Below are 23,481 nucleotides of genomic sequence, written 5' to 3' on the forward strand. Positions count from 1 at the left end.
AGGCCAGGCGAGTTTTACTGGCTAGGGCATTTCGGCCGAATCCGGATAAGTCAACGAAAATGTGCGGTAATCAAGTTCGACGGCGCACCGAACTCCGGACCGTACATAATGGAAATCATGAGCGCCGAGACTGAGCAGTTTGTAGGACACATCGCGAGCCTGGGCACCACCTCGGGCGTCCGCATCGTCATCGGCATGTGGGCGGAGTCCCCGCTGGGGGCATTCACCGACGTCATGGTCCAGAGCAGGGAAGGCACGCGCACCCTCTTGGCGCCGACGTCGGAGGTGGCCGATTACGTTGCCGGTACCTATTCCTTCGACATCGTCCGCACCGTCCCGCTGACGGTCAGCCTGGGCGAAGACTCGCTTTCCCTGGACGCCGGGCCACTTGTTGTCCGGGCGGAACTGGGCGGGAGCACCGCCGTCGGACGCCTGCTGGGTCTCGTCCCACGGGCCGTCGGCACCCATCCCCGCTGGCTCAGCGCCATCAATCCCGTCGCAAAGATCCTCATGCCCGGCGTGCGCACCGCAGGCGCCACGAAGGACGGACGCCGGCAGTTCTACGGCGTCACCGGCGCCCGCACCATCACCTCGGCGACGGCGTCCTGGGCGGGCGACTCACTCGGCGTACTGACCAGCGTCCGCCCCCGTGTCCGCTTCGGCTTCAGCTCGGTGCCGAAGAAGCCGCAGGTGGTGGACGTCACGACGACGGTGCTGCCGCCGGCTGCCTCACCCGCCCGGGAGAGCGCCGAAGAGAGCTACTAGGGCGCTTCCTAGTCCCCGGGAGCGCCCTTCTTCCTCCCGTGAAGGCCTCGTCCGCGCAGGGAGACTCCGGCCGTTTCCGGTACGCCGAGCACACAGTTCCCTGGTCTCTTGGGAAAAACACGGACCTCCTCCACCTGCAGCAGGCAATAAGTTCGCCCCCCCCCCCCCGCGCGCTATTCCGCCACCGATATGAGGAGGTTAATACTGCGCGCTTCCGGGGCGAGTGCCTCTGTTGGCCATACATCCGGTCCGCATGAGCGGGTGCCGAGTCCATGCTGGGCCGCGTCGAGATACAGCCATGCGCGTTCCGAGGCTGGGAGCTCGTGGGGGTGCGCTGCGGTTGCGAGTTCCTGGGCTGTGTGCCGGGATAGCGTGAAACCGGGAAGTCGGCCCTGCGAATCGGCGAACGAGTCGATCCGGAGCCACGGGTGCGCTCCAGTCCGGAGGTTGAGGGAGCGCAAGCCGCTGCGGTGTCCTGTCTCCTGCGGTCGCCCGTATTTGACGGGGAGCTCTTCAATTCCCGATTGGTACCGCCCCACAAGCGCCGCCTGGAGGCTATCCGGATAGGATTCGTGCGGGCCCAGGCCGAACCAGGAGACGCCATCCACGGTGTCAGGTAGGCCGAAACGGACTCCTGCGCGCGGCCATACGCCGTTCCAGCCGCTGCTGGGGAGCAGGTCGACCCGCAGCCATAGGTTCTGTCCGTCGAGCTGCCATGTCTCATCGACGGTGACGTGACGGGCGTGGTCCGCGGCTGCGTAGCGTGTGCGGACGCGCACGGCGTCCCGCTTGGTTTCTACTGATTGGACCCTGCCGTGCATGCGGTTCAGCCCGGCCGAGTTCCAGCGTTCTGCTGATGACGCGCCCGGTCGGCCATTACCCGGGACACCGTGGATATCAGGCGCCCAGGGGTCCGAGTCGATGTAGCTGCCGACGAATCGGCCGCGGTCATTGTCGGTGGGGGCACGGAACAGTTCCAGACGCGGTCCGTCTACGGCGAGGCCTGCCAGCGCTACGAGCCAGCCGTCGTCGAATACGGCCGGCCCGAGTTCGAGCGTGCCGGTGGCAGTGGCGGGTGTCAGCGGACCCTGGACTGGCCGTGGTCTGGCTGGCGCGGGTCGTTCAGCGAGTTGCAGCTGCGCGGCGGTGATCTCGTGTCCTTCTTCCGCCCACGCTGTGCTGTGAGCGAGCACCGCTTCGACGGTTAGCCAGGCCTCTCCTTGGCAGCCCTCGCCCGTCGTCGGTAGCCCGAGCACTGCTTCCTCACCGGCTTCAAGCGGCCCGCCGTGTAGGCCGAGGATGGAGAGCTCACCGGATGCGACCTTCTCGCCGTTATCTTCAAGCCGCCAACGGAAGGTGAAATCCGCAGTGCTGGCGGTGTGGCGCAGATTCCGCACGCGCAGGAGAGGTTTGCTTCCGGCACGCTCTCCTTCAGGGGACTCAAAGGATATCCGTACGGGGGCGACGACGGACTTGAACTCGTAGAGGCCGGGGGTCGGTGTGGAGTCGGAGAGGACGAGACCGTCGAGGACGAAGTTTCCGTCATGGATTTCCTCACCGAAGTCGCCGCCGTATGCGAAGTACTCTGTCCCGTCCGGCGTTCGGGTACGTAGTCCATGGTCGCGCCATTCCCATACAAACCCGCCGTGCAGCCGTGGGTAGCGATCGACAAGCCGCTCGTAGAGTGAGAGGTTGCCCGGACCGTTACCCATGGCGTGGGCGTACTCGCACAGGATGAACGGCTTGGTACGCTGCCGGGCCGACTCCGCGGGTGAGCAGCCGAGCAGGGGACTGGTATCGCCGTCGCGGCCGATCGTCTCCGTTTCAGGCACCGTCGAATACATCCGCGAGTACACGTCTGTGTACGCGCCTGCGTAGTCGCTCTCGTAGTGGACCGGTCTGCCGGCGTCTCTGGCGTGCACCCATGCGGACATGGCAGCGAGGTTCCCACCCGTGCCCGATTCATTACCAAGAGACCACATGATGATGGACGGGTGGTTTTTATCTCTCTCCACCGTCCGCTCGATCCGGTCGAGGTAGGCCTCGTGCCAGGCAGGGTCATCGCTCGGGTTTCCGACCCAGTCGTGCCGCTCGAATCCGTGCGTCTCAATGTCGCATTCAAGGATGACCCAGAAGCCAAGCTCGTCCGCCAAGTCGAGCAGGCGTGGGTGGGGCGGATAGTGGCTTGTTCGGATAGCATTCACATTGAACCGCTTCATGAGTAGAAGATCTTCACGTGCGAAGTCTTCGTCGAATACCCGTCCTTGTTCCGGATGGGTCTCGTGCCGGTTTACGCCGTGGAAGGTCACTGTGCGGCCGTTGACCAGGAACCGGTCGCCAACAATCTCGACGGTTCGGAACCCGATCCTCAGCTCGACTGCCTCCGTGGTGCTGGCGACGGTCGCATCGTAAAGTTGCGGTATTTCGGCGGACCAGGCTTGTACGCTGCCCACCTCAAGCGGCGCGACATCCGCAGGTTTGGTCCACTCGACGTCTATCCCGAGCTCCGGAATGGTGAGGCGGATAGGGAACGACGACGCCGGTGCACTCACCTCTGGATCGAGCGTCCCGATTCCATCGTGGTATCCAGTGCGGAGCCAGACGTCCTCAATTCCACCAGCGGGGCGTGCCTGAAGCGTCACGGAGCGGAAGATGCCCGGGAGCCACCACTGGTCCTGATCCTCGATGTAACTTGAAGCGGACCACTGATGGACGCGAACGGCGATCGTGTTGCTTCCAGTCCGAATAGCTGAAGTGACGTCAAATTCCTGGGCCAGGCGGCTGCCTGCCCCCCAGCCGATTTCCTCGCCGTTAACCCATACCTTGTAACGGGATTCGACGCCCTCAAAGCGCAACACGATGCGTTCAGCCTTCATCCACTCCTCCGGAATCTCGAAGGTGCGACGGTAGTCACCCGTCGGGTTCTCGTCAGGGACAAACGGCGGGTCGCACGGGAAGGGGAACTGGACATTCGTGTAAATCGGACGGCCGTACGCTCCGTCGCCTTCAAGCACCCAGTGAGCTGGAACCGGCAGCGTGTCCCACGCGGCGTCGTCGTATTCTTCGGTGACCATACTTTCGGGCGCCTCGCTTTGGGGGAGGAAACCTCGGCCGCCGGGTGTGCCGGGCACGCCGCGGAGGCGGCGGAAGCGCCACTCACCGTCGAGCGTCAGTGACGGAGCGTCGCTGCGCAGCCAAGACCGTGCTGGGAGGCGGCTTCCACCTCCGGGGGCGGTGTCGGTGACGTAGGCGGCAACTTCAGAACGGCTGGGGATCACTTTGACAGCTCCTTCAATGAGACCTCCAGGCTGCGAGGATGGAGGAAGATTATGGTTACGACGGTTTGACTGGCCGAGAGGAACGCCCGCCGGGAAAGGGGCCCACTCAATCCACCGTGTCAGGCCGATCGAGTGGGCACTGGTTCCTGGGACGCGTTACTCGACTACAGGGATGGACTGCGCTTTCAGCGACTCAATGGTTTGCTGTTCACCGCGCCGGAGGGCCTCCATGAGGGTGGACTCGCCTGCGATGGCTTGGCCGAACCCGTCGGAAACATCTGTATAGGTTTGGGTCATTGTTGGTCCCCAGGTGAATTCGGGGTCCACGTTCTGGGTAGCCTCAGCGAAGACGTCGTAGACAGCCTGTCCCCCGAAGAATTCGGACTTACCGCTGAATGCTGCGAGGTCCGCGCCGCTGGTAGCAGCCGGGTAGAGCCCGCCGAGTTCGTTCGCGAGAGCCAGCGCTTCGGGGTCGGTATTCAGCCAGAGGGCAAACTGTGAGGCCTCGTAGGGGTGGTCGGACCCCTTCAGGACCGCTGTGGTGGAGCCTCCCCAGTTGCTGGCAGCGCTCTGGTCTTCAGACCATTGCGGCATCGGGGCAACGGCCCACTTGCCGGCGCTGTCCGGGGCAGCGCTCTGCAGGTGCCTGGTGCCCCAGACCGCTGATACCCACGTCCACTGGTCGCCCTCGCTGATCGAGGCATTCCACTCGTCGGAGAAGGAGGGCAGCGTGGAGACAAGGTCATCCTCGAGCAGTCCCTGCCAGTACTCAGCCACCTGCATGGACTCTTCACCGGTCAGGTTGACCGACCAGCCGTCTTCCTCATTGCTGAACCACTGGCCACCTGCCTGCCAGACGAGGCCGGCGAACCAGTTCACATCCGCGCGTTGGAAGTTGTGGATGTAACCGCCTTCCTCACGGATCTGCCCGGCGGCGGTGGCGTACTCTTCCCAGGTGGTGGGGACCTCGATGCCGGCCTGTTCGAACAGGTCCGCGCGGTAGAACAGCGCCATCGGACCGCTGTCCTGCGGGATCGCGTAGACGGCGTCCTCTTCACCGAACGTCACCTGGTTCCAGGTCCAGTCGATGAACTGGTCACTCGCCTCGGCGATGCCTTCACAGGCGGCAATGTTCTCGAGCCCGTCCTGGACCCGGAAGTTGGGCAGCGCGTCGTATTCGATCTGGCCGAGGTCCGGGGCGTTGCCTGCCTGAAGCTGGTTGAAGAAGTTCCGGTACGTGCCGGCATTTCCGTTGGGGCCGGACTGCACGGTCACCTGGATGTCCGGGTTCTCCTCGTTCCACAGCTCCACAACCTTGTCCATGCCCGGAACCCATGCGGTGTAGGTGAGCTCTACAGGCTCGGTGGAGGGCTCGCACGCCGCAGCTCCTGGTGCTCCGGCGGTGTTGGACCCGCCGGAGCAGCCCGCGAGGGCCAGGGCAGAGACCATGACGACGGCGGCGGTGGTCTTTCCATGATGCTTGCGCATTGTATTTTTCCTTTGTGTATGAGGCCGGAAGGCGGGCGCCTTCCGGTGATTTTCATGCGGTCGGGTTTATTTGACGCTTCCCGCGCCGAGGCCGCTGCTCCAGAAGCGCTGCAGGCCGAGGAACGCGATGATGAGCGGGACGATCGAGACCAGCGCCCCGATGATGACGTAGGTGCGCAGTTCGGGGATCTGGCTGATCTGGCTGTTCCAGGCGTAGAGGCCTAGGGTGACCGGGAAGAGCGCCTGGTCGCGGAGCATGATCAGCGGGAGGAAGAAGTTGTTCCAGATGGCCACGAACTGGAACAGGAAGATCGTCACCAGCGCCGGCGCCATCAGGCGGGTGGAGACGGTGAAGAAGGTCCGCACCTCACCGGAGCCGTCCAGCCGGGCCGCTTCGAGGAGCTCACCGGGCACGCTGGCCGCGGCGTAGATCCGCGCCAGATACACCCCGAACGGGCTGACCAGACTGGGGAGGAACACCGCCCAGTAGGTGTTGGTGAGGTTCACTTCGCTGAAGATCAGGAACAGCGGCAGGGCCAGCGCCGTGGCCGGGACCAGCACACCGCTGAGGACCACGTTGAAGATCGCCTCGCGGCCCTTGAACTCGTACTTGGCCAGCGCGTAGCCGCACATGGCCGCAATGATGGTGCCGAGCAGTGCTCCCGCACCGGCATAGAGCGCACTGTTTACGAGCCACTTGACGAACAAACCGTCCTGGTACTGGAACAGTCCGGTGAGGTTGGTGAAGAAGGTGGAGATGGAATTCGGGGTGAACCACAGCGCGGCGGAGCCGGTGATCTCGCTGCCGGTCTTCGTCGAGGTGACCAGCAGCCACCAGATCGGGGTCAGGAAATAGAGGGTGAAGACGCCCATCACCAGCATCGCGGCTGCACGGGACATCACGTTCTGACGTGGGCCCCGCGAGTGCGCCTTCTCGGCGGCGGTCAGGGGAGCGGCTGCCGTGGTCATTGGGATACCTTCCGCTGGGTGGCCTTCAGGAACACGAAGGAGAGGATGAACGTGGCGAGCGCCAGCACAACGGAGAACGCAGCTGCCAGGTTGTAGTTGGGAATCGACGCCGTGGTGTAGACGGCGAGGTTGGGCGTGTAGGTGCTGCTGATCGCGGAGCTGAAACTGCGCAGCGTCTGCGGTTCAGCCAGCAGCTGCAGGGTGCCGATGATCGAGAACACCGCCGTCAGGATGATGGCCGGGGTGACCAGCGGGATCTTGATGCGCCAGGCAATCTGCGTGTTGGAGGCACCGTCAAGCCGGGCCGCCTCGTAGATCTCCGTGGGGATGGCCAGCAGCGAGGCGTAGATGATGAGCATGTTGTAGCCCACGTACACCCAGGTCACAATGTTGGCGATCGCCCAGAGAACCAGGGACCCGTCAAGGAAGTTGATCTCCGAGGTCACGGCACCGAACGGGGACAGCGACGGCGAGTACAGGAACCCCCACATGATGGCGGCGATCACGCCCGGCACGGCGTAGGGGGCGAAGAACGCGAGCCGGAAGAACCGCTTGCCCTTCAGCAGCGGCGAGTCCAGCAGCAGCGCGAACAGCAGCGCCATGCCGAGCATCACCGGAACCTGCACCACGCCGAACAGGAGAACCCGGCCCACAGAGGCCCAGAACGCGGAGTCCTGGAACACCAGCGCGTACTGGGTGAACCCTCCGAAGACCTGCTGCGGTGCACCGAACGTGCCCTCACGCTCGACCATCAGCAGCGACTGGATCACCGCGTAGATGATCGGCGCCGCGTAGAACAGAAGAAACAGCACGGCGAACGGCGCAACGAACACCACCACCGCCCTGCGGGTGCTGCGCCCCGTATGCGCCGTACGCGGCGATCGCCCTGCCCTGAGCGACGGGGTATGGGCCTGATTGAGGGTAGCCATCAGGAGGGCCTCCTTGCCTATTAGATCGGTGCCTATAGCGCCGACGGTGCCAGTGGGAATGGCGACGACGTCGGCAACTTCAATCTGAGCACCAGCTTCCACGCGGGGTGCCGAGTGATAGGTGGTACGCGTTCTCGCCTCATCGCTTCTTGGTTCACCCGCGAAAGGCGGTGTCGAGCATTCAGAAGGTCGATATGACGAGAATAACACGAAACCCGAGTGTTTACTCTAGATTAGCCCAAACTAAACTGACTCCATGAGCACAAAGACCACCGCAAGCCGAGGCACACGTGGACCCTACGCCAAATCAGCCGCGCGCCGACGTGAAATCCTTGAGGCGGCGGTATCCATTTTTGGCTCCAAAGGCTATAGCGGCGGGAGCATTCAGGAGGTGGCGGACCGGGCCGGAATTGCCCAAACAACACTCCTTCATCACTTTCCGACGAAGGAGCAGCTCCTCGTAGCAGTTCTTGAGTATCGAGACGAAATTAGCCCCAACACACCAGGCACCCGGGAACATTTTGCCGAGGTGGTAGCCGAACAAGCAGAAAACAACGAAGGCGTCCCCCACCTAATCGAGCTCTACTCCGTATTGTGCGGTGAGGCGACCACGCGGGACCATCCCGCACGGGAGTACTTCGTTAAGCGTTTCCAACGGCTTCGAGCCGAATACAGCAATGAGCTACGCTATCTGGCCAGCATTGGACGATTGCGGCCCGGCGTCGACCCGGCCATCGCAGGACCCACAATCGTCGCCCTATGGGATGGAATTCAGACTCAGTGGCTTTTGAGTCCGGAACAAGTCGACATGCCAGGGACACTTAAGGCCTATCTGGATCTGATTCTCATCAACCCTGATTCCTTGGTTTGATGAATCGGTAGCGACTGCGCGGCGGTTGCCCGCCAACTTCCACAGTGCCCGGTCATGACGAAGGGCCGCCCTCCCTGTGGGAGTGCGGCCCTTCTTCACCGGGAAGTCAGGATCCGGAAAGCTTTTCGCTTGCCTCCGGGTCAGACTCCCGCAGGAACTTGGCGATGCGCTCCGCCTCATCGATCTCGCCGATGGAGGCGGCCGCGCGGCCCAGTGCATTCAATGCCCGCAGGAACCCGCGGTTGGGTTCATGCGAGTACGGCACCGGCCCGGCTCCACGCCACCCGTTACGCCGCAACGAGTCCAGTCCGCGGTGGTAGCCGGTCCGTGCGTAGGCATAGGACTCGATGGTCCGGCCCTCGCGGTACGCCTCGTCGGCCAGAATGGCCCACACCAACGACGACGTCGGGTGCCTGGCTGCCAGATCGACAGCCTCCTCCCCTGCCGCCAACCGCGCCACGACGTCGGGCTCTTCGGGAAGAAGGGTGGGCTCCGGTCCCAGCAGGTTCTTGCGGAACTCGTCCGACATCAGAGCTTCTTGCCGGCTGAACCGAGCGACTTTGCTGCCTCGACAACACGGGCCGCCAGCCCTGCTTCCGCAGATGCGCCCCACACACGTGGGTCATAGGTCTTCTTGTTGCCGACCTCACCGTCAACCTTCAGAACGCCGTCGTAGTTCTTGAACATGTGATCGGCAACCGGGCGGGTGAACGCATACTGGGTGTCGGTGTCGATGTTCATCTTGATGACGCCATAGGACACGGCGTCGGCGATTTCCTGGTCGCTGGAACCGGATCCGCCGTGGAACACCAGGTCGAACGGCTTGTCCTTGCCGATCTTGGCGCCCACCTGCTCCTGGATGTCCTTCAGGATCTCCGGGCGCAGCTTCACGCCGCCCGGCTTGTACACACCGTGCACGTTGCCGAAGGTGAGCGCGGTGATGTAGCGGCCGTTCTCGCCGGATCCCAGCGCGTCAACGGTGGCCAGTGCGTCATCGACCGTGGTGTAGAGCTTGTCGTTGATGGCGTTCTCCACGCCGTCTTCCTCGCCGCCCACGGTACCGATTTCCACCTCGAGGATGATCTTCGCCGCAGCAGCCCTGGGCAGGATCTCCCGCGCAATCCGCAGGTTCTCCTCGAGAGTTTCGGCGGAACCGTCCCACATGTGGGACTGGAACAGCGGATCCTCGCCGCGCTTGACGGCTTCCTCGGAGGCCGCCAGCAGCGGCATCACGAACTCGTCCAGCTTGTCCTTGGGGCAGTGGTCGGTGTGGAGTGCGATGTTCACGTCATAGCTCTTGGCCACCTCACGGGCGAAGGCCGCGAAGCCGAGCGAACCGGTAACCATGTTCTTCACGGATGCGCCGGACCAGTAGGCCGCGCCGCCGGTGGAGACCTGGATGATGCCGTCGGATCCGGCGTCAGCGAAGCCGCGGATGGCCGCGTTCAGGGTCTGGGAGGACGTCACGTTCACCGCGGGGTAGGCAAAGCCGCCTGCCTTCGCGCGGTCGATCATCTCGGCGTAACTGTCCGGTGTGGCGATGGGCATGGCAACTCCTCGTATGGGTTCTGGGCGACCTAGGGTTCATGGGACATGAAGCCCCATTCCCGTCCCATCCTAACGAGGCCGCTAATTGCGCGGAAACCTTACGACGCAAGCGATGAATCGGGGTCGAGCGCGCTTCTGAGACGGCCGAGGCCATCCCGGATCCTTGCTTTCACCGTTCCGAGGGGAGCCTCCAGCGCCTCGGCAACCTGGGCATAGGTGAGCCCCCGGTAATAGGCCATCTCGATGGCCTGCCTCTGCTTGTCGGTCAGGGCACTGAACGCAGCCCTCACCGCAAGGGACTCGTCCCGGGCCATGACCGACTCGGTCACCTCATCGAAGGGAGTGCCGGTTTCCGTCTCCGACCAGCGGTTGAGCCTGTCCCGGTGTGCCTGCTCCGAGCGGATCCTGTCCACTGCGCGGCGGTGCGCAAGTGTCATGAGCCAGGCCATCGGCGACCCGAGGTGCGGGGAAAATTCGCCGGCCTTGTTCCAGACCTGAAGGAAGACCTCCTGTGTCACCTCTTCGGAAATCGCCGGGTCAACCACGATCCTTCGCACCAGCCCGAAGACCCGCGCACTGGTGGAACGGTACAGCTCGGTGAATGATGCCTCATCCCCATTGCCTGTCTGCTGCAGCAGGCGGGCGAGGTCGGGTTCTGCGGTAGGCGCCATGGTCGGGGCATCCCCGGTGCAGGTCATCGCTGTGGCATCTGGGGGCCTGACTGCCCCAGGGTGACGGTGAGCGGCATTGCCGTACTTCCAATCTCAATTACTAGGTTACCTAGTAGTTTATCTTTCGTTTCACTAGGAAACCTACCTAGTAGCCGAACATCCTGCAAGCCTGCCTAGTGAAAATGCTAGGATGGCCGCTATGAGCACCATTCCGGATGTACCCACCCGATCCACGGGCTACTGGTATGGGCGGGCCGCTGCGGACCTCGACGTGCTCAACGCTCTTCGCGACTACCGGGCCGCGGAAACGGCCATGCGGCGCCGGACACGCTCGTCCATGGGAATGAACGAGACGGACCTGTTGGCCCTCCGGTACCTTCTGGAAGCCCAGTATGCCGGCCGGGAAGTCAGCCCCAAGGAGCTCACGGCGAAGCTTGGGATATCCTCCGCGGCCACCACCACCCTGATTGACCGGCTGGCGCGGAGCGGTCATGTGCGTCGAAAGCCCCACCCCCGGGACCGCCGTGCTCTGGTGCTCGAGGCGAGCGCCGAGTCGGGCGCCGAGGTGCGCCAGACCATGGGAACCATGCATACGCGAATGGTGGAGGTGGCCCGGTCCCTCCCACCGGAGGATGCCGCCGTCGTCGTTGATTTCCTGACGCGCATGCGGGAAGCAGTCGACCAGATCGACTGAGGACATCAGGACAGCTGGGAGCCCACCCGCTGGTTGAACACGTGGCGGCGCACCCAGCCGTGCATGGCAATTGCTGCCGCCGCCGAGGCGTTGATTGACCGGGTGGACCCGAACTGGGCGATGGACAGCGTAGCGTCCGCCGCCGCATGGACCTCGGCTGTGAGCCCCGGCCCTTCCTGGCCGAAGACGAGGACGCAGTCGCGCGGCAGGTCGTACGTTTCCAGCGGCACGGAGTCGGGGAAGTTGTCGATCCCGATGACCCTCAGGCCCGCCGACTGCGCCCACGCAACGAATTCCTCCACCGTGGGATGGTGGCGGACATGCTGGTAGCGGTCGGTGACCATGGCGCCGCGCCGGTTCCACCGGCGTCGTCCGATGATGTGGACTTCACGCGCAAGGAAAGCATTGGCGGTGCGCACCACCGAACCGATGTTGAGATCGTGCTGCCAGTTCTCAATGGCGACGTGGAAGTTGTGCCGCCGGGAATCGAGATCCGCGACGATCGCCTCGTGCTTCCAGTAGCGGTATTCGTCAACAACGTTGCGGGTGTCGCCGTGCGCAAGCAGTTCTGCATCCCATTGCGGACCGGAGGGCCAGACGCCCTCCCACGGCCCGACGCCCACTGTTCCCGGAGGGTTTTCCACGGTTTCTTCCACCCCCCAAGACTAAGGTGAAAGACTGATCCCGGGTTCATGCCCAAATCCAACGTCGTCACGGAAGAAGCGAATGCGCGAAAACGAACACATTGAGTGCTGGCTGACCGATATGGATGGCGTCCTGGTCCATGAGAACCAGGCGATTCCCGGAGCCGCGGAACTGATCGACCGCTGGGTGGCAACCTCCCGCCGGTTCCTGGTCCTCACCAACAACTCGATCTACACCCCGCGTGACCTCGCCGCCCGGTTGAAGGCGTCAGGGCTTGAGGTGCCGGAGGAAAACCTGTGGACCTCGGCCCTCGCCACCGCACAGTTCCTGCAGGACCAGCTGCCCGGCGGGCGTGCCTATGTGATCGGTGAGGCCGGACTGACGACGGCGCTGCATGAGGCAGGCTTTGTGCTCACCGACCAGAACCCGGACTACGTGGTGCTCGGCGAAACCCGCACCTACTCGTTCGAGGCGATCACCAAGGCCATCCGGCTGATCCTCGACGGGGCACGGTTCATCGCCACCAACCCTGACACCACCGGGCCTTCGAAGGAGGGTCCGTTGCCGGCCACCGGCGCAATAGCGGCGCTGATCACGGCGGCCACCAACCGTGAGCCCTACATTGTGGGCAAGCCGAACCCGATGATGTTCCGCTCCGCCATGAACCAGATCGACGCGCATTCGGAGACAACCGCGATGATCGGTGACCGCATGGACACCGACATCATCGCCGGTATGGAGGCCGGGCTGCACACCGTGCTGGTGCTCACGGGTATCACGCAGCGCGCGGATATCGATGCCTATCCGTTCCGACCGGCGCAGATTGTGGATTCAGTCCAGGACCTGATCGAGCAGGTGTAAGAGCGGGGGTACTCAGTAGATGCTCTTTGTCGCTCCGCCGGTGGGAATGGGCAGGAACTCCTGCTGCAGCTTCCGCGCTACCGCCTGGTAAATGAGCGGGTTCCACTGCGGGCTCGCGTGCGCGGGCAGAGCGCCTTCGGTGACCAGGTCCGCGGACACCATATTCTCCGGGAAGGCCGCCGCCCAGCCCGGCCGCGCCGTCGCATAGTCCACCGTCCCGTCATTCGGGTTGCCGACGAACGCCAGCCCAGTATCGCCGAGGGTGAACCGGGCAACGTTGTAGTGGAAGATGTAGGACGCCTGGGACTGAATCAGCACGCTCGAGGGAGCAAAGGGCGAGAGCTGTTCCAGTGTCTGGTCAACGATCTGCGCCCAGGTGCGCTCGTTCTTGTGCACAATGCGTTCGGCCAGCTCGTACCCGCCGCGCAGCACCGTGGGAACACGGTAGCCGGCCTCGTAAAGGTAGACCACGCCGTCGAACATGGTCTGGTCAATGACATCGAAACGGGAGTGAGGGCTCGAATCGAGCATGATGAAGCGCACGTCGACCCCCACCTCCCGGAGACGGGAGGCCACCTCGACCGCCACCATTCCGCCGAAGCTGTGGCCGTAGAAATAGAGCGTGTCGATCTGCTGGGTGCGGATATAGCGCCGCAGCGAACCCACAATCGTCGAGACGTCGAGGCCGCGGTTGGAGTAACCCATCACGGCGAGCCGGGCGCGCCTGCTCAGCACCGGACGGAGGGAGTTCATGATCCAGACCCCCTCTTCCCAGCTGGTCTTGTAGCCGGGGAAGAGGATCCAGCGGGCGTTGGGGAACGCGGCGTCGGCGTAGTCGTCCGCCACGGGGATGATGGCGAGTTCCTCGCGGGCTTCCTGGATTTGCCGCGTGACAAAGAGGTCGGTGGCCAGTGCCAGACCGAGGGCTGAGCCGGTGAGGAATCTCCTGCGCGACATGCCCTTCAGGCCATGTGCGTACTCCAGGAGCCGCTGGGGATCGTTGGTCATTACTCCAGACCGAGTTCATCCTTGCTGTAGGCGAAGAGGTAGGGAACTCCAGCCTCCGCCTCGATCCGCTCCTTCGACCCGGTGTCGCGGTCCACGATGACGGCGACCGCCTTGACGTTGCCGCCGGCCTTGCGCACCCCCTCCACGGCAGTCAGTGCCGACCCGCCGGTGGTGGAGGTGTCTTCAAGAACGACGACGTCGCGCCCGGCGACATCCGGGCCCTCCACCTGGCGTCCCATCCCGTACGTCTTCTGCACCTTGCGGACAACAAACGCATCGATGGCGCGCTCTTCACGCGCGGCTACGTGCATCAGGGCGGTTCCCACCGGATCCGCTCCCATGGTCAGGCCACCCGCACTCTGGAAAGTGATGCCCGCGTTGTCCAGCAGTTCGAGCATGACCTGGCCGACCAGCGCTGATGCTTCATGGTGGAGGGTGACGCGGCGCAGATCGATGTAGTAGTCCGCTTCCTTGCCGCTGGAGAGCGTCACCTTCCCCCTCACCACCGCCAGTTCCAGGATGAGATCGCGGAGTCGGTCACGGGCGGTGGGGATATCGGTCATGGCAATCAGTTTAGTAGGAGGGCTCGCGGGGCCCGGTTTCTGTGTCGCGGCGTGGAACACCGTGGTCCGATTCCTGACCCGTGGGCGTCGCGGCCCGAACGCCCCCGTCGCTTCACTAGGCCACTAAAGAACCACTCGTCGAGGGCAAGCTTCAGGGGCTGCTAGTCGGCACACGCCGCGCTTTGTGCAACTGCGGGATCCGGCCTATTGGCCCGGGAACAGAGCGGAAGTGCGGGTCATGAAACGCTCCTCGACAAATCACTGCGAGAAGTAGCTTGGTTGGGATACGAATGAGGCCCCTTATGAGCTAGGGGCACCGATGCCTCTTCCTTCGAGCTGCTGTGGGGCAAGTGCATGATTGATGGCCATAATGCCGGCGCCGACCACGCCCGCTTGCGCTCCCATTTGGGACAAAACGATGGACAGGTTCTTGGTCGCCAGTGGCATTGAACGAGAGTAGACGGCTTCACGGATCCCAGCCATGACATGTTCACCCGCGGCCGAAAGTGAGCCGCCGATGACGATGACGGAAGGATTCACTACCGCCACGCACATGTTCAGCATGCCCCCGATATCGCGTCCAGCCTGCCGAACAGCCAGGAGTGCAGCTGGGTTGCCCTCACGCACTAATTTGATGATGTCATCACCCTTGGCTACTTCGAGTCCTTCCGCCGCAAGGTCTCGAACTAGTGCCGGGACTGCGGCGATTGCTTCAAGGCATCCATAGTTGCCGCAACGACATAGCGTGCTTTTAGCCCTGTCGGCGAATATGTGGCCGATATCCCCCGCCGAACCATCCGAGCCGTGTTGCAATCTACCACCGCTGATAATGCCGGCTCCGATACCGGTTGCCACTTTCACAAAAATCATGTGCTGCACATCGGGCCAGCACATCGCCTGCTCACCCAACGCCATGATGTTGACATCATTGTCGACGAGCACAGGTACGTTCCAAGTTCTGCGGACATAAACAGGTACCTCGAACCCATCCCAGCCAGGCATGATCGGCGGATTCGTGGGCGTACCAGTTGAGTATTCAACCGGGCCCGGAAGCCCTATACCGATACCGATAAGGTCAGACGGCTGCCGGGCGAGATCGCCGAGCAAAATTCCGATAGTTTCCACCAGCCAATCCAGCACCGCGGTTGGGCCAAGAGAGATCGCGCGACTTTCCCGCACTTCCGTCAGGACGCTGCCGCTGAGGTCCGTGATCGCGACCGTTGCATGGGTAGCGCCCAAATCTGCCGCAGCTACTACCCGTGCCTGCGGATTGAATGCTACCCGTGATGACGGGCGCCCACCGGTGGAAGCAGCATCTGCCACGGTAGCTATGAAACCAACTTCGATAAGTTCATCTATCCGGGATGAAACTGTTGCTCGCGCGTAACCAGTGAGCGAAGCCAATTCAGCTCTGGTCCGGGGTTTCCCGTCCCTCAGCAGTTGAAAAAGCTCGCTGGCTCCGACACCGACTGCCGTTCCTTCCGCATGGCGTCCCAATGACGCATTTCTAGGAGCTTCGCTTCGGGTAACTGTCACACCGGTTCCTCTTCTTTCTACTGCCTCGCGCCTCAGCTACAGTGCCTCGCCTTTGCGCGCCATACATCTCTCGCTCTCAAGAATACGGGGTACTTATGCTGCGCGATAGTTGAGTTTTGCTTTCCTCTTGACATAAGTAGGGTGATACATGTCAAACTAATGAGCATGGTCACACATATCGCATTGGATGAACACGCCGCCCCCGTGGTTGGTCTCGTCGGCGGAGGGTTCATGGGAGAAGTTCATACCCGAGCTGCCCGGGCCGCAGGGGCCGCTATTGCTGGGGTTTCGTCTTCGACCCATTCCAGTGCGGTGAAGGCAGCCACCCGCCTACACATTCCTGTTGCGTACGAAAGCGTCGCAGAAATGCTTGAAGACCCAGACATTGACGTGGTGCACATTTGTAGCCCAAATTCATCGCACGCTGCCATCGCAACGGCCGTACTCGAAGCCGGCAAGCATGTCATCTGTGAAAAACCCCTCGCCACTGCCCCGGAACAGACGGAAAACCTGCTTCAGTTGGCTGCTGTCACGGGCAAGGTCGCCGCGGTACCTTTCGTCTACCGCTTCCATCCCATGGTGCGCGAAGCCCGCAGCTACATCCAGAATGGCGATGTCGGACCGGTCATCACGGTGCAGGGTTCTTATTTTCAAGACTGGTTGGTGAGCACGGCCGCCGATAATTGGCGAGTGAATGATGAGCTGGGTGGGCCTTCCAGGGCGTTCGCTGATATAGGTTCCCACCTGTGTGATCTGGTCGAGTTTGTCACCGATGAGAGAATTACCGAGCTTTGCGCGCAAACCCGGACGGTCTTTGACAGTCGAGCACTCAACACCGCAATCACGACCGAAGATGTAGCAGCTGTAATGTTCCGCACCGCCAGTGGCGTGCTGGGCACATTGATGGTCAGTCAGGTCGCCCCAGGCAGGAAAAACAAGCTTTCCTTCGAAATCCACGGTACTACTCGAAGCATCTTCTTCGACCAGGAACAACCCGAAAGTCTGTGGGTGGGCGAAAAGACCGCGTCCAAGGTCGTAGTCCGGTCCCCGAGCGACAATTGTCCGGATGCCGCGCGGCTTTCACGTGTACCGGCTGGCCATCCTCAGGGCTATCAGGACGCTTTCAATAGCTTCGTGGCCGATACCTACGCCGCTATCACCGGATCGACACCAGAAGGCTTGCCCACGTTCGCCGACGGTGTGCGCTCTGCATACATCACAGCGGCAGTTCTGGAATCGGCCCGCCGCAGGTCATGGGTATCGGTCCCTGATTCCCCTATTTCGTTCGCAAGTCAATCATCCAAAGCACTCGTCCGCTAACACCGGCTAGAACCGGTTTCGATACAAGGGAGTATTACCGTCATGAAAAAACCATTCCGTACTTCAAGCCGAGCCATTACGGCCGCTGGAGCGATTCTTGCTGTGGCGCTTACTGCAACAGCTTGTTCGTCATCGTCTCCCAGCGAATCAAACGAGAAACCCCAATCGCTGCGTGTGCTCTACACCACTGCGGAAGCCAACGCCGCCGCACTTCAGGCCCAGGTGCCAGCCTTCAAAGAAGAGTTCGGAATCGACCTGGCCATCGACACGCAACCATACGATGCCCTGCAACAGAAAGTTTTTTCGGAGTTTGCTTCCTCGAGCGATTACTACGACATTGTCGTAGTTGACACGCCCTGGGCGCCAGCCCTGGTGGGTAACCTCGAGCCCCTCAGCGAATATCTGGTTAATGATGAACTAAACGAGGAGCCCCAGAGCGGCATCTCCGACTTCATTCCAAAGGTCTTCTTCGATACGGCCGTCTATGATGCATCGGACAGCCTCCGACAGTTTCCCAACCCCGAGGATCCTGCCGACATTGAGAGTATTACCGGCGAGAATTTCGACGTTTATGGCCTTCCCATCCAGTCGAACGTCTCGATCATGGGCTACCGCAAAGACCTCTTCGACAACCCAGATCAGAAGTCAGCTTTCCAGGCGGAATACGATCGCGAACTGACTGTTCCTGAAACCTGGGACGAATACGCGGAAGTAGCGAAATTCTTCACACAACCGGATAAGAACCTCTACGGAACCACGGTCATGGCAGGAGTCGGCGAATGGGCTACCACCGACTTCAAAACCCTCCTCGCCAGTATGGGCGGCGACGGACATTTGATCGGTGATGACCTCAGCATGGCCTTCGACTCCCCGGAAGGCGTTGAGGCCCTGGAAACCTACCGGGAATTAATCGAGAGCGGATCCGTACCTCCCGGAAGCACCACCGCCTCGTGGGAAGAAACAGCAACCTCCTTCGATAACGGGCTGACAGCGATGACCACGAACTTCCACGCTCTCAAACTGGCAGACAGCGTCGAAGGCGGAGAAATCGCCTACGCGCCGGTCCCGACCGCTGAGGACGCAGGGCCGCACTTCGGCTCATGGATGCTTAGTATCAACAAGAACTCCAACAACAAGGACTGGGCTTATCGAGCTATCTCCTGGCTCACCTCCTCAGAGACACAAACCGCCATGACTGAGCAGCAGCTACACCCCAGCCGCGCTTCCGTCTATGAAGCCGTCGGATCAGATACCTCTGACCCGGCCGAAGCAGCTTTCTACGACACCCTGCAGGCATCACTGGAAGTTGGCGTGGGACGTCCCCGCGTCACCAACTACACCGAAATCAGCCGGGAAATCGCCGTCGCAGTGAACCGTGTCGCCTCTGGTGACGCGGACCCCGAAACCGCCCTCTCGGACGCCGCTGAGCGGGTTACCTCCCTGCTGAAACAAGCAGGCTACGAAGTGGCCGGCTCCTAGCCAAGCCTCCATGGAGAAACCCATGTCACTGACAGAAGCCCGTCCCAAAGAGAGTCTAAGGGGTGCCTCGCGCAAGAGTGCTGCGAGGCACCACGGCCCCGGACCCCGCCAGGGGACCCGGCGCATCCCGTGGCTTTACCTCGCACCTGCAATGATCGTCCTGCTGATCATGACGATCGCGCCAGCGATCTACATCTTCTACACGAGCTTCAGGAACGCAAGCATCCTTGGTGGTGCAGGCCGGTTTGTCGGTTTCACTAACTACGAAACCGCGTTGACCGACCCCGCGACCCAACAATCATTCCTGGCGACCCTGCTATTCGTCGCGGGAGTTGTCATCCTTGAGATGATTCTTGGTCTGGCGCTGGCGATACCACTGGCACAACAGACCTGGTCCAACAAACTAGCCTCCGCGCTAATGCTCCTCCCGTTCGCTGTAACACCAGCCGTGGCAGCGATGGTCTTCAAACAGCTGCTCAACCCGAATTACGGCTGGTTCAGCTACTACATGAACCAGCTCGGTTTCCCGCCGAACCTAGATCTGCTGGGAAACCCTGCCGGAGCTTGGGCCGTGCTGATCGTTCTTGATATGTGGCAGTGGACCCCTTTCGTTGCCCTTATCCTGATGGCCGGACTTCAGTCCCAACCCCTTGAACCACGGGAAGCCGCGATGGTTGACGGGGCAAATAAATGGCAAATTTTCAGAAACATCACCCTCCCAGGAATGGTGCCCTTCATTGCGATCGCCCTTGTCCTTCGAACCATCCAAGCTTTTAAGACCTTCGACTCCTTCAAAATTGTTACCAACGGCGGTCCCGGAAACTCAACCGAGATCATCAACCTAGGCATCCACCGCATTGGCCTGCAGAGCTTCAACATCGGATTGGCTTGCGCATCGGCAGTCTTACTGCTGGTCGTGTTGCTCCTCCTGGTGCCCGCTATGCAACGGGTCATCGGCCGCCGCGCTGATCCAGAGGAGCAGTAACCATGGCCACTACGTACTCCAACGCAAACCGTCCCGGACTTGGAACGAAGATCGGCAAAGGATTCATGTGGGTCTGGCTTATCCTCGGTCTTGTTCCCCTGGTCTTCATGTTCATTACTTCCATCAAACCCGAAGGAATAGCGAACGCCACTCCACCACGCTGGTTCTTCACCCCCACCTTCGACAACTTCGCGAACGTCCTTGCAGGTGGTCAAGGCACTTCCCAGGGGTTCGGGCGCTTGCTGCTCAACAGCGCTGTTGTGAGCCTCGGTGCTACAGCACTGACCATCCTCCTTGCCGTGCCCGCCGCCTATGCCCTTTCAATGCGTAGCTTCGCAGCACGACAAAAAATTTCGGGATGGATCCTCTCCACTTACATGTTCCCACCGATCGTCGCGGTCATCCCGATCTTCGTCTTTGCCGGGCAACTGGAGCTGATGGATACCTTCGCGGTGCTGATCATCCCCTACGCCGCCTTCAACCTGCCGGTGGCAATCTGGATCCTTCGAAGCACCATCGTTCAAATACCCTTTGAAATCCAGGAAGCCGCGATGGTCGACGGAGCAAATCATTGGGGCACTCTGCGTCAGGTGATTTGGCCCCTACTGGTTCCGTCGGTTGCGACCGTCTCAGTGCTGACGATCGTCCTGACCTGGAATGAATTCCTGTTCGCACTTTCCCTCACACGGAGCGGTGCCAAAACGGCACCTGTTGGGCTACAGGAATTTACGGGAATGTTCGGAACGGATTGGGGAAGCATCACCGCCGCCGCGACTCTGGTCGTCGTCCCGATTCTCATCCTGACCATCGTTCTCCGCCAAAAAATGGTATCGGGCCTCACCTTTGGTGCCGTGAAATAGCTATCCGGCACACTCGAATCGCCCACACCCCCCACTGAACTCATCGATTGGAGCCACCAATGCGCGCAGCAGTCCTGCCTGGCGACAAAAAGGTCATTGTCGCCGACCGTGAAAAACCCCAACCCGCCTCCCACGAGGTTCTCGTTCAAACGAAAGCCTCAGCCATTTGCCGCAGCGACATGAGCCTCTACTATGGCAATCCCATCGTCGGTGGCGGAACGGCTGAAAAAGGAGACGTTATTCCCGGGCACGAGGCCGCAGGAGTAGTTGTTCAAGTCGGTAGTGCGGTAACTGGAATTGCCGTCGGAGACAGGGTCGCTGCCCACCTAGCGGTCGGGTGTGGCAGCTGTGAGTACTGTGCTCAGGGCTACACAATGCTCTGCCCCGGCTGGCAGTGCTTCGGGTTTGATTTTCCCGGCGGCGATGCCGATTACTTCACCATCGCAGCACGAAACGCGTTGCCTCTACCCGAGCATATGAGCTTCAAGGCCGGCGCTGTCCTGACAGACATGATCGGCAGCCAGTACACCGTCCAGAAACGCCTCGGAGTCTGCGGAAACAAGACAGTAGCCGTCTTCGGTCTCGGACCCATGGGTTCAGCAGCTGTCCTGGTCGCCAAAGCATTCGGTGCCCGGGTGATCGCAGTCGATGTTCTGAACGCACGTCTGGATCAGGCACTCCAGCTTGGAGCCCACGAATCAGTCAACAGCTCCGAAACTGACCCGGTGGAAGCCATCCGCAAGATGACTAATGGGCGAGGTGTTGAAGTAGCAATCGACTGTTCAGGAAATCCCGCCGGACAAAACGCTGCTCTCGACGCCGCAGCGAAGCTCGGTGCCGTGGCGTTCGTCGGAGAGTCCCGCTCCACTGAAATAAAGCCGAGCGAGCAGGTCATCCGCAAGCTTCTCACGGTCGTTGGGGGCTGGTACTTCCCGTTAGGGGACTGGCAGGAAATCCTTCGCTTCGTAGATGAGAAAAACATCAACGTCGAAGCCCTCATCAGTCATGAGTTCTCCATAGAAGACGCCGCAGAAGCATTCAGGGCGTTCGACCAACGCGAAACGGAAAAAGCCGTTTTCGTATGGTCGTAAGCCATACCAGACCCAGAAAGGCAACAATGTTCCGTTACACCGCAGAAATTCTCCCATACCACGACATGCCCTTCGAGGACGCCGTACGTGACCTTGCCGATATCGGCTTCAAGGAAGTGAACCTCTGGTCCTCAGCAGCTCCCCTTGGGCACCACGTCAACCCAGGGGATGACCCGAGCAAGATTCTTTCCACTCTGAACAAGTACGGAATGAAGCCCTGCGGTCTTACCGTCTACGGAAAAACACAAGATGAAATTCTGGAGAGGGTGCAGTTCGCCTCGGATCTGGGCATCGACACCGTCATCTTTGATTGTGAAGCTAATTATTCGGACTTTGTCGGAAAATTTCTGCCGCCCATCGTCGAAGCCGGGGCGAAAGCCGGAGTGCGGATTGCCGTCGAGAACCATCTCACGGTTCCCTTCTCCGCGGACTTCGAAGCCGGCGGCAACGAGGACAAACGGGCTCTTCGGACATGCGGTGGGGGTGAGGCTCGCCGGGTGATGGTCGGCGGGTAGGGGTCGAGGTCCCCGAGGATCAGTAGCGCCAACTGCTGATCCATCACGAGGACCTCGACGTGCTTCACCCTACTTCGGGGTGCGCTGACGCGCGCTCTGCCGCTGATCCGTGTTACCGCTGCGATCTGCTGGTCGGTCTCGACGGCGTCCATGTCGAGCACGTTGACCGCCGCGACGGGCTGCTGATCGTCACCGTTTCGACACCGGCGGCGCCGACCGGGTGCCCGTTGTGCGGGGTCGTGGCGATCGGTCGAGGGCGCCGCCGTCGAGTGTTGCATGACGTGCCGGGCGTGACGCGGGTGCGGATCGTCTGGCGGCAACGGGTCTGGCGATGCGGCGACGTGGGCTGTGCCAAGAAGACGTTCGTGGAGCAGCTTCCCTCGCTGGTCGCTCGGCGCGGGTCGCTCACAAGGCGAGCCGTCGACTGGGCGATCGGGCAGCTGCGCCGCGAGCACGCCACGATCGAAGGACTACGTCGTCAGCTCGGGACATCGTGGAAGACGGTGTGGCGGGCTGTTGAGCCTGAACTGGTGCGGTTGGCAGCCGACGAGTCCCGGTTCGAGAACGTGACCACGCTCGGCGTCGACGAGCACATCTGGCATCACGTCGACCACCGCAAGCGGGGCCCGAAGGAACTGACCGGCATGGTCGACCTCAGCCGCGACAGCACCGGGAAGACGCGGGCCAGGCTGCTCGACCTCGTGCCGGGCAGATCGGGGAAGGCATACGCGTCCTGGCTCAGCGAGCGGGGCGAAGCGTTCCGAAAGAACGTGAAGGTGGCGGCGCTGGACCCGTTCGCGGGCTACAAGACTGCGATCGATGACACGCTCGAAGACGCGGTCGCTGTGCTGGACGCGTTCCATGTCGTCAAGCTCGGCACCGCCGCCGTCGACGAGGTCCGCCGCCGCGTCCAGCAAGACACCCTCGGGCATCGCGGTCGGAAGGGCGACCCGCTCTACGGGATTCAGACCATCCTCCGTGCCGGGGCCGAGAACCTCACCGACAAGCAGCGGATCCGGCTGACCGCGGCAATCGAGGCCGATCCTGCGCACGACGAGGTGTTCGTCGCGTGGCAGTGCGCACAGCAGCTGCGCTCTGCCTACCACGCGAAGGACCTGACCGAGGGGCGGCGGATCGCCGAGAGGGTGGTCGACACGTTCCACACCTGCCCGATCCCCGAGATCGCCCGCCTCGGCCGCACCCTCCGCCGCTGGCGTTCAGCGTTCCTGGCGTACTTCACCACGAGCCGCGCGAACAACGGCGGCACCGAGGCGATCAACGGGATCATCGAGCTCCACCGCCGCCTCGCCCGCGGCTATCGCAACCGCGAGAACTACCGCCTCCGCATGCTCCTCACCGCCGGCGGACTCACCCCATGACCCCCCCACCGGATGTCCGAAGAGCC

The 23,481-nt window shown here is 61.9% G+C and carries 22 protein-coding genes; 11 read left to right on the plus strand and 11 right to left on the minus strand.

Translation table 11 applies throughout. From position 1 onward, the window contains the following. Window positions 1-117: 117 nt before the first annotated feature. Complete coding sequence (locus tag BLS52_RS09170) at window positions 118-765, plus strand: hypothetical protein (RefSeq protein ID WP_051470598.1); 648 nt, start codon at window positions 118-120, stop codon at window positions 763-765. A gap of 173 nt (window positions 766-938) precedes the next feature. Here BLS52_RS09170 and BLS52_RS09175 read toward each other — a convergent pair whose 3' ends face one another. The 4 genes from BLS52_RS09175 to BLS52_RS09190 form a co-directional block, all read right to left on the minus strand. Further along, the gene (locus tag BLS52_RS09175; protein WP_090586110.1) at window positions 939-4,043 is read right to left on the minus strand and encodes a glycoside hydrolase family 2 TIM barrel-domain containing protein; all 3,105 of its coding nucleotides are present in this window, start codon (window positions 4,041-4,043) and stop codon (window positions 939-941) included. Between the two features lie 156 nt (window positions 4,044-4,199). Further along, window positions 4,200-5,531 (minus strand): ABC transporter substrate-binding protein, encoded by a 1,332-nt coding sequence (locus BLS52_RS09180; RefSeq protein ID WP_090586113.1) that lies wholly within the window; start codon window positions 5,529-5,531, stop codon window positions 4,200-4,202. Between the two features lie 66 nt (window positions 5,532-5,597). Then, entirely contained in the window at window positions 5,598-6,431 is an 834-nt protein-coding gene (locus tag BLS52_RS09185; RefSeq protein WP_090586185.1) for a carbohydrate ABC transporter permease, read from the minus strand. Between the two features lie 65 nt (window positions 6,432-6,496). After that, a complete protein-coding gene (locus tag BLS52_RS09190; RefSeq protein ID WP_090586114.1) occupies window positions 6,497-7,429 on the minus strand; it encodes a carbohydrate ABC transporter permease in 933 nt (310 codons plus the stop codon). 256 nt (window positions 7,430-7,685) lie between these two features. Between BLS52_RS09190 and BLS52_RS09195 the strand changes: the two genes are divergently transcribed. Beyond that, window positions 7,686-8,300 carry a TetR/AcrR family transcriptional regulator gene (locus BLS52_RS09195; protein WP_090586117.1) on the plus strand — a complete coding sequence of 205 codons (615 nt, stop codon included), beginning with the start codon at window positions 7,686-7,688 and terminating at the stop codon, window positions 8,298-8,300. A 106-nt stretch (window positions 8,301-8,406) separates the two neighbouring features. Here the strand turns inward: BLS52_RS09195 and BLS52_RS09200 are convergent, their stop codons facing one another. The 3 genes from BLS52_RS09200 to sigK all read right to left on the minus strand — a co-directional run bounded on the left by BLS52_RS09200 (window position 8,407) and on the right by sigK (window position 10,519). After that, entirely contained in the window at window positions 8,407-8,829 is a 423-nt protein-coding gene (locus tag BLS52_RS09200) for a DUF3151 domain-containing protein (RefSeq protein WP_026544740.1), read from the minus strand. Then, complete coding sequence (gene fbaA, locus BLS52_RS09205; protein WP_026544741.1) at window positions 8,829-9,848, minus strand: class II fructose-bisphosphate aldolase; 1,020 nt, start codon at window positions 9,846-9,848, stop codon at window positions 8,829-8,831. The genes BLS52_RS09200 and fbaA overlap by 1 nt, the downstream gene beginning before the upstream one ends. 98 nt (window positions 9,849-9,946) lie before the next feature. After that, window positions 9,947-10,519, minus strand: coding sequence for an ECF RNA polymerase sigma factor SigK (gene sigK, locus BLS52_RS09210; protein ID WP_217636735.1), 573 nt, complete (start codon window positions 10,517-10,519; stop codon window positions 9,947-9,949). Window positions 10,520-10,718: 199 nt separating this feature from the next. Here sigK and BLS52_RS09215 point away from each other — a divergent pair, with 199 nt between their 5' ends. Then, on the plus strand, window positions 10,719-11,213 hold the full coding sequence (locus tag BLS52_RS09215) for a MarR family winged helix-turn-helix transcriptional regulator (protein ID WP_090586121.1): 495 nt from the start codon (window positions 10,719-10,721) through the stop codon (window positions 11,211-11,213). Window positions 11,214-11,218: 5 nt separating this feature from the next. Here BLS52_RS09215 and BLS52_RS09220 read toward each other — a convergent pair whose 3' ends face one another. Continuing rightward, complete coding sequence (locus BLS52_RS09220) at window positions 11,219-11,869, minus strand: TrmH family RNA methyltransferase (RefSeq protein ID WP_090586125.1); 651 nt, start codon at window positions 11,867-11,869, stop codon at window positions 11,219-11,221. A gap of 70 nt (window positions 11,870-11,939) precedes the next feature. Here BLS52_RS09220 and BLS52_RS09225 point away from each other — a divergent pair, with 70 nt between their 5' ends. Then, complete coding sequence (locus BLS52_RS09225; protein ID WP_090586128.1) at window positions 11,940-12,719, plus strand: HAD-IIA family hydrolase; 780 nt, start codon at window positions 11,940-11,942, stop codon at window positions 12,717-12,719. A 12-nt stretch (window positions 12,720-12,731) separates the two neighbouring features. Here the strand turns inward: BLS52_RS09225 and BLS52_RS09230 are convergent, their stop codons facing one another. From BLS52_RS09230 to BLS52_RS09240, 3 genes are all read right to left on the minus strand, one after another. Beyond that, entirely contained in the window at window positions 12,732-13,727 is a 996-nt protein-coding gene (locus tag BLS52_RS09230) for a thioesterase domain-containing protein (RefSeq protein ID WP_090586131.1), read from the minus strand. Beyond that, the gene (gene pyrE, locus BLS52_RS09235; RefSeq protein ID WP_090586133.1) at window positions 13,727-14,290 is read right to left on the minus strand and encodes an orotate phosphoribosyltransferase; all 564 of its coding nucleotides are present in this window, start codon (window positions 14,288-14,290) and stop codon (window positions 13,727-13,729) included. The genes BLS52_RS09230 and pyrE overlap by 1 nt, the downstream gene beginning before the upstream one ends. A gap of 300 nt (window positions 14,291-14,590) precedes the next feature. After that, a complete protein-coding gene (locus BLS52_RS09240) occupies window positions 14,591-15,787 on the minus strand; it encodes an ROK family transcriptional regulator (RefSeq protein WP_090586136.1) in 1,197 nt (398 codons plus the stop codon). A gap of 204 nt (window positions 15,788-15,991) precedes the next feature. On the opposite strand from BLS52_RS09240, the gene BLS52_RS09245 reads away from it, so the two are divergent. The 7 genes from BLS52_RS09245 to BLS52_RS09275 all read left to right on the plus strand — a co-directional run bounded on the left by BLS52_RS09245 (window position 15,992) and on the right by BLS52_RS09275 (window position 23,455). Further along, the gene (locus tag BLS52_RS09245) at window positions 15,992-17,146 is read left to right on the plus strand and encodes a Gfo/Idh/MocA family protein (RefSeq protein ID WP_217636736.1); all 1,155 of its coding nucleotides are present in this window, start codon (window positions 15,992-15,994) and stop codon (window positions 17,144-17,146) included. Between the two features lie 42 nt (window positions 17,147-17,188). Next, window positions 17,189-18,625: an ABC transporter substrate-binding protein gene (locus BLS52_RS09250; protein ID WP_090586139.1), complete on the plus strand. Its 1,437-nt coding sequence runs from the start codon at window positions 17,189-17,191 to the stop codon at window positions 18,623-18,625. Window positions 18,626-18,776: 151 nt separating this feature from the next. Then, window positions 18,777-19,610, plus strand: a complete 834-nt coding sequence (locus BLS52_RS09255; RefSeq protein WP_217636737.1) for a carbohydrate ABC transporter permease — start codon at window positions 18,777-18,779, stop codon at window positions 19,608-19,610. Between the two features lie 2 nt (window positions 19,611-19,612). After that, on the plus strand, window positions 19,613-20,470 hold the full coding sequence (locus BLS52_RS09260) for a carbohydrate ABC transporter permease (RefSeq protein WP_090586142.1): 858 nt from the start codon (window positions 19,613-19,615) through the stop codon (window positions 20,468-20,470). 59 nt (window positions 20,471-20,529) lie between these two features. Then, the gene (locus BLS52_RS09265) at window positions 20,530-21,561 is read left to right on the plus strand and encodes a zinc-binding dehydrogenase (protein WP_175460132.1); all 1,032 of its coding nucleotides are present in this window, start codon (window positions 20,530-20,532) and stop codon (window positions 21,559-21,561) included. A gap of 26 nt (window positions 21,562-21,587) precedes the next feature. After that, window positions 21,588-22,076 (plus strand): sugar phosphate isomerase/epimerase family protein, encoded by a 489-nt coding sequence (locus BLS52_RS09270; RefSeq protein ID WP_175460133.1) that lies wholly within the window; start codon window positions 21,588-21,590, stop codon window positions 22,074-22,076. Window positions 22,077-22,135: 59 nt separating this feature from the next. Beyond that, window positions 22,136-23,455 (plus strand): ISL3 family transposase, encoded by a 1,320-nt coding sequence (locus BLS52_RS09275; RefSeq protein WP_231729493.1) that lies wholly within the window; start codon window positions 22,136-22,138, stop codon window positions 23,453-23,455. Window positions 23,456-23,481: the final 26 nt, after the last annotated feature.

This window comes from Arthrobacter subterraneus, from assembly GCF_900099735.1.
Classification (GTDB): domain Bacteria; phylum Actinomycetota; class Actinomycetes; order Actinomycetales; family Micrococcaceae; genus Arthrobacter_D; species Arthrobacter_D subterraneus.

Coding starts and splice junctions, on each gene's coding strand:
- fbaA (WP_026544741.1), bottom strand. CDS start 9,848: ATGCCCATCGCCACACCGGACAGTTACGCCGAGATGATCGACCGCGCG.
- pyrE (WP_090586133.1), bottom strand. CDS start 14,290: ATGACCGATATCCCCACCGCCCGTGACCGACTCCGCGATCTCATCCTG.
- sigK (WP_217636735.1), bottom strand. CDS start 10,519: ATGGCGCCTACCGCAGAACCCGACCTCGCCCGCCTGCTGCAGCAGACA.
- BLS52_RS09245 (WP_217636736.1), top strand. CDS start 15,992: ATGGTCACACATATCGCATTGGATGAACACGCCGCCCCCGTGGTTGGT.
- BLS52_RS09190 (WP_090586114.1), bottom strand. CDS start 7,429: ATGGCTACCCTCAATCAGGCCCATACCCCGTCGCTCAGGGCAGGGCGA.
- BLS52_RS09170 (WP_051470598.1), top strand. CDS start 118: ATGAGCGCCGAGACTGAGCAGTTTGTAGGACACATCGCGAGCCTGGGC.
- BLS52_RS09255 (WP_217636737.1), top strand. CDS start 18,777: ATGATCGTCCTGCTGATCATGACGATCGCGCCAGCGATCTACATCTTC.
- BLS52_RS09225 (WP_090586128.1), top strand. CDS start 11,940: ATGCGCGAAAACGAACACATTGAGTGCTGGCTGACCGATATGGATGGC.
- BLS52_RS09260 (WP_090586142.1), top strand. CDS start 19,613: ATGGCCACTACGTACTCCAACGCAAACCGTCCCGGACTTGGAACGAAG.
- BLS52_RS09270 (WP_175460133.1), top strand. CDS start 21,588: ATGTTCCGTTACACCGCAGAAATTCTCCCATACCACGACATGCCCTTC.
- BLS52_RS09185 (WP_090586185.1), bottom strand. CDS start 6,431: ATGTCCCGTGCAGCCGCGATGCTGGTGATGGGCGTCTTCACCCTCTAT.
- BLS52_RS09250 (WP_090586139.1), top strand. CDS start 17,189: ATGAAAAAACCATTCCGTACTTCAAGCCGAGCCATTACGGCCGCTGGA.
- BLS52_RS09180 (WP_090586113.1), bottom strand. CDS start 5,531: ATGCGCAAGCATCATGGAAAGACCACCGCCGCCGTCGTCATGGTCTCT.
- BLS52_RS09215 (WP_090586121.1), top strand. CDS start 10,719: ATGAGCACCATTCCGGATGTACCCACCCGATCCACGGGCTACTGGTAT.
- BLS52_RS09195 (WP_090586117.1), top strand. CDS start 7,686: ATGAGCACAAAGACCACCGCAAGCCGAGGCACACGTGGACCCTACGCC.
- BLS52_RS09200 (WP_026544740.1), bottom strand. CDS start 8,829: ATGTCGGACGAGTTCCGCAAGAACCTGCTGGGACCGGAGCCCACCCTT.
- BLS52_RS09265 (WP_175460132.1), top strand. CDS start 20,530: ATGCGCGCAGCAGTCCTGCCTGGCGACAAAAAGGTCATTGTCGCCGAC.
- BLS52_RS09230 (WP_090586131.1), bottom strand. CDS start 13,727: ATGACCAACGATCCCCAGCGGCTCCTGGAGTACGCACATGGCCTGAAG.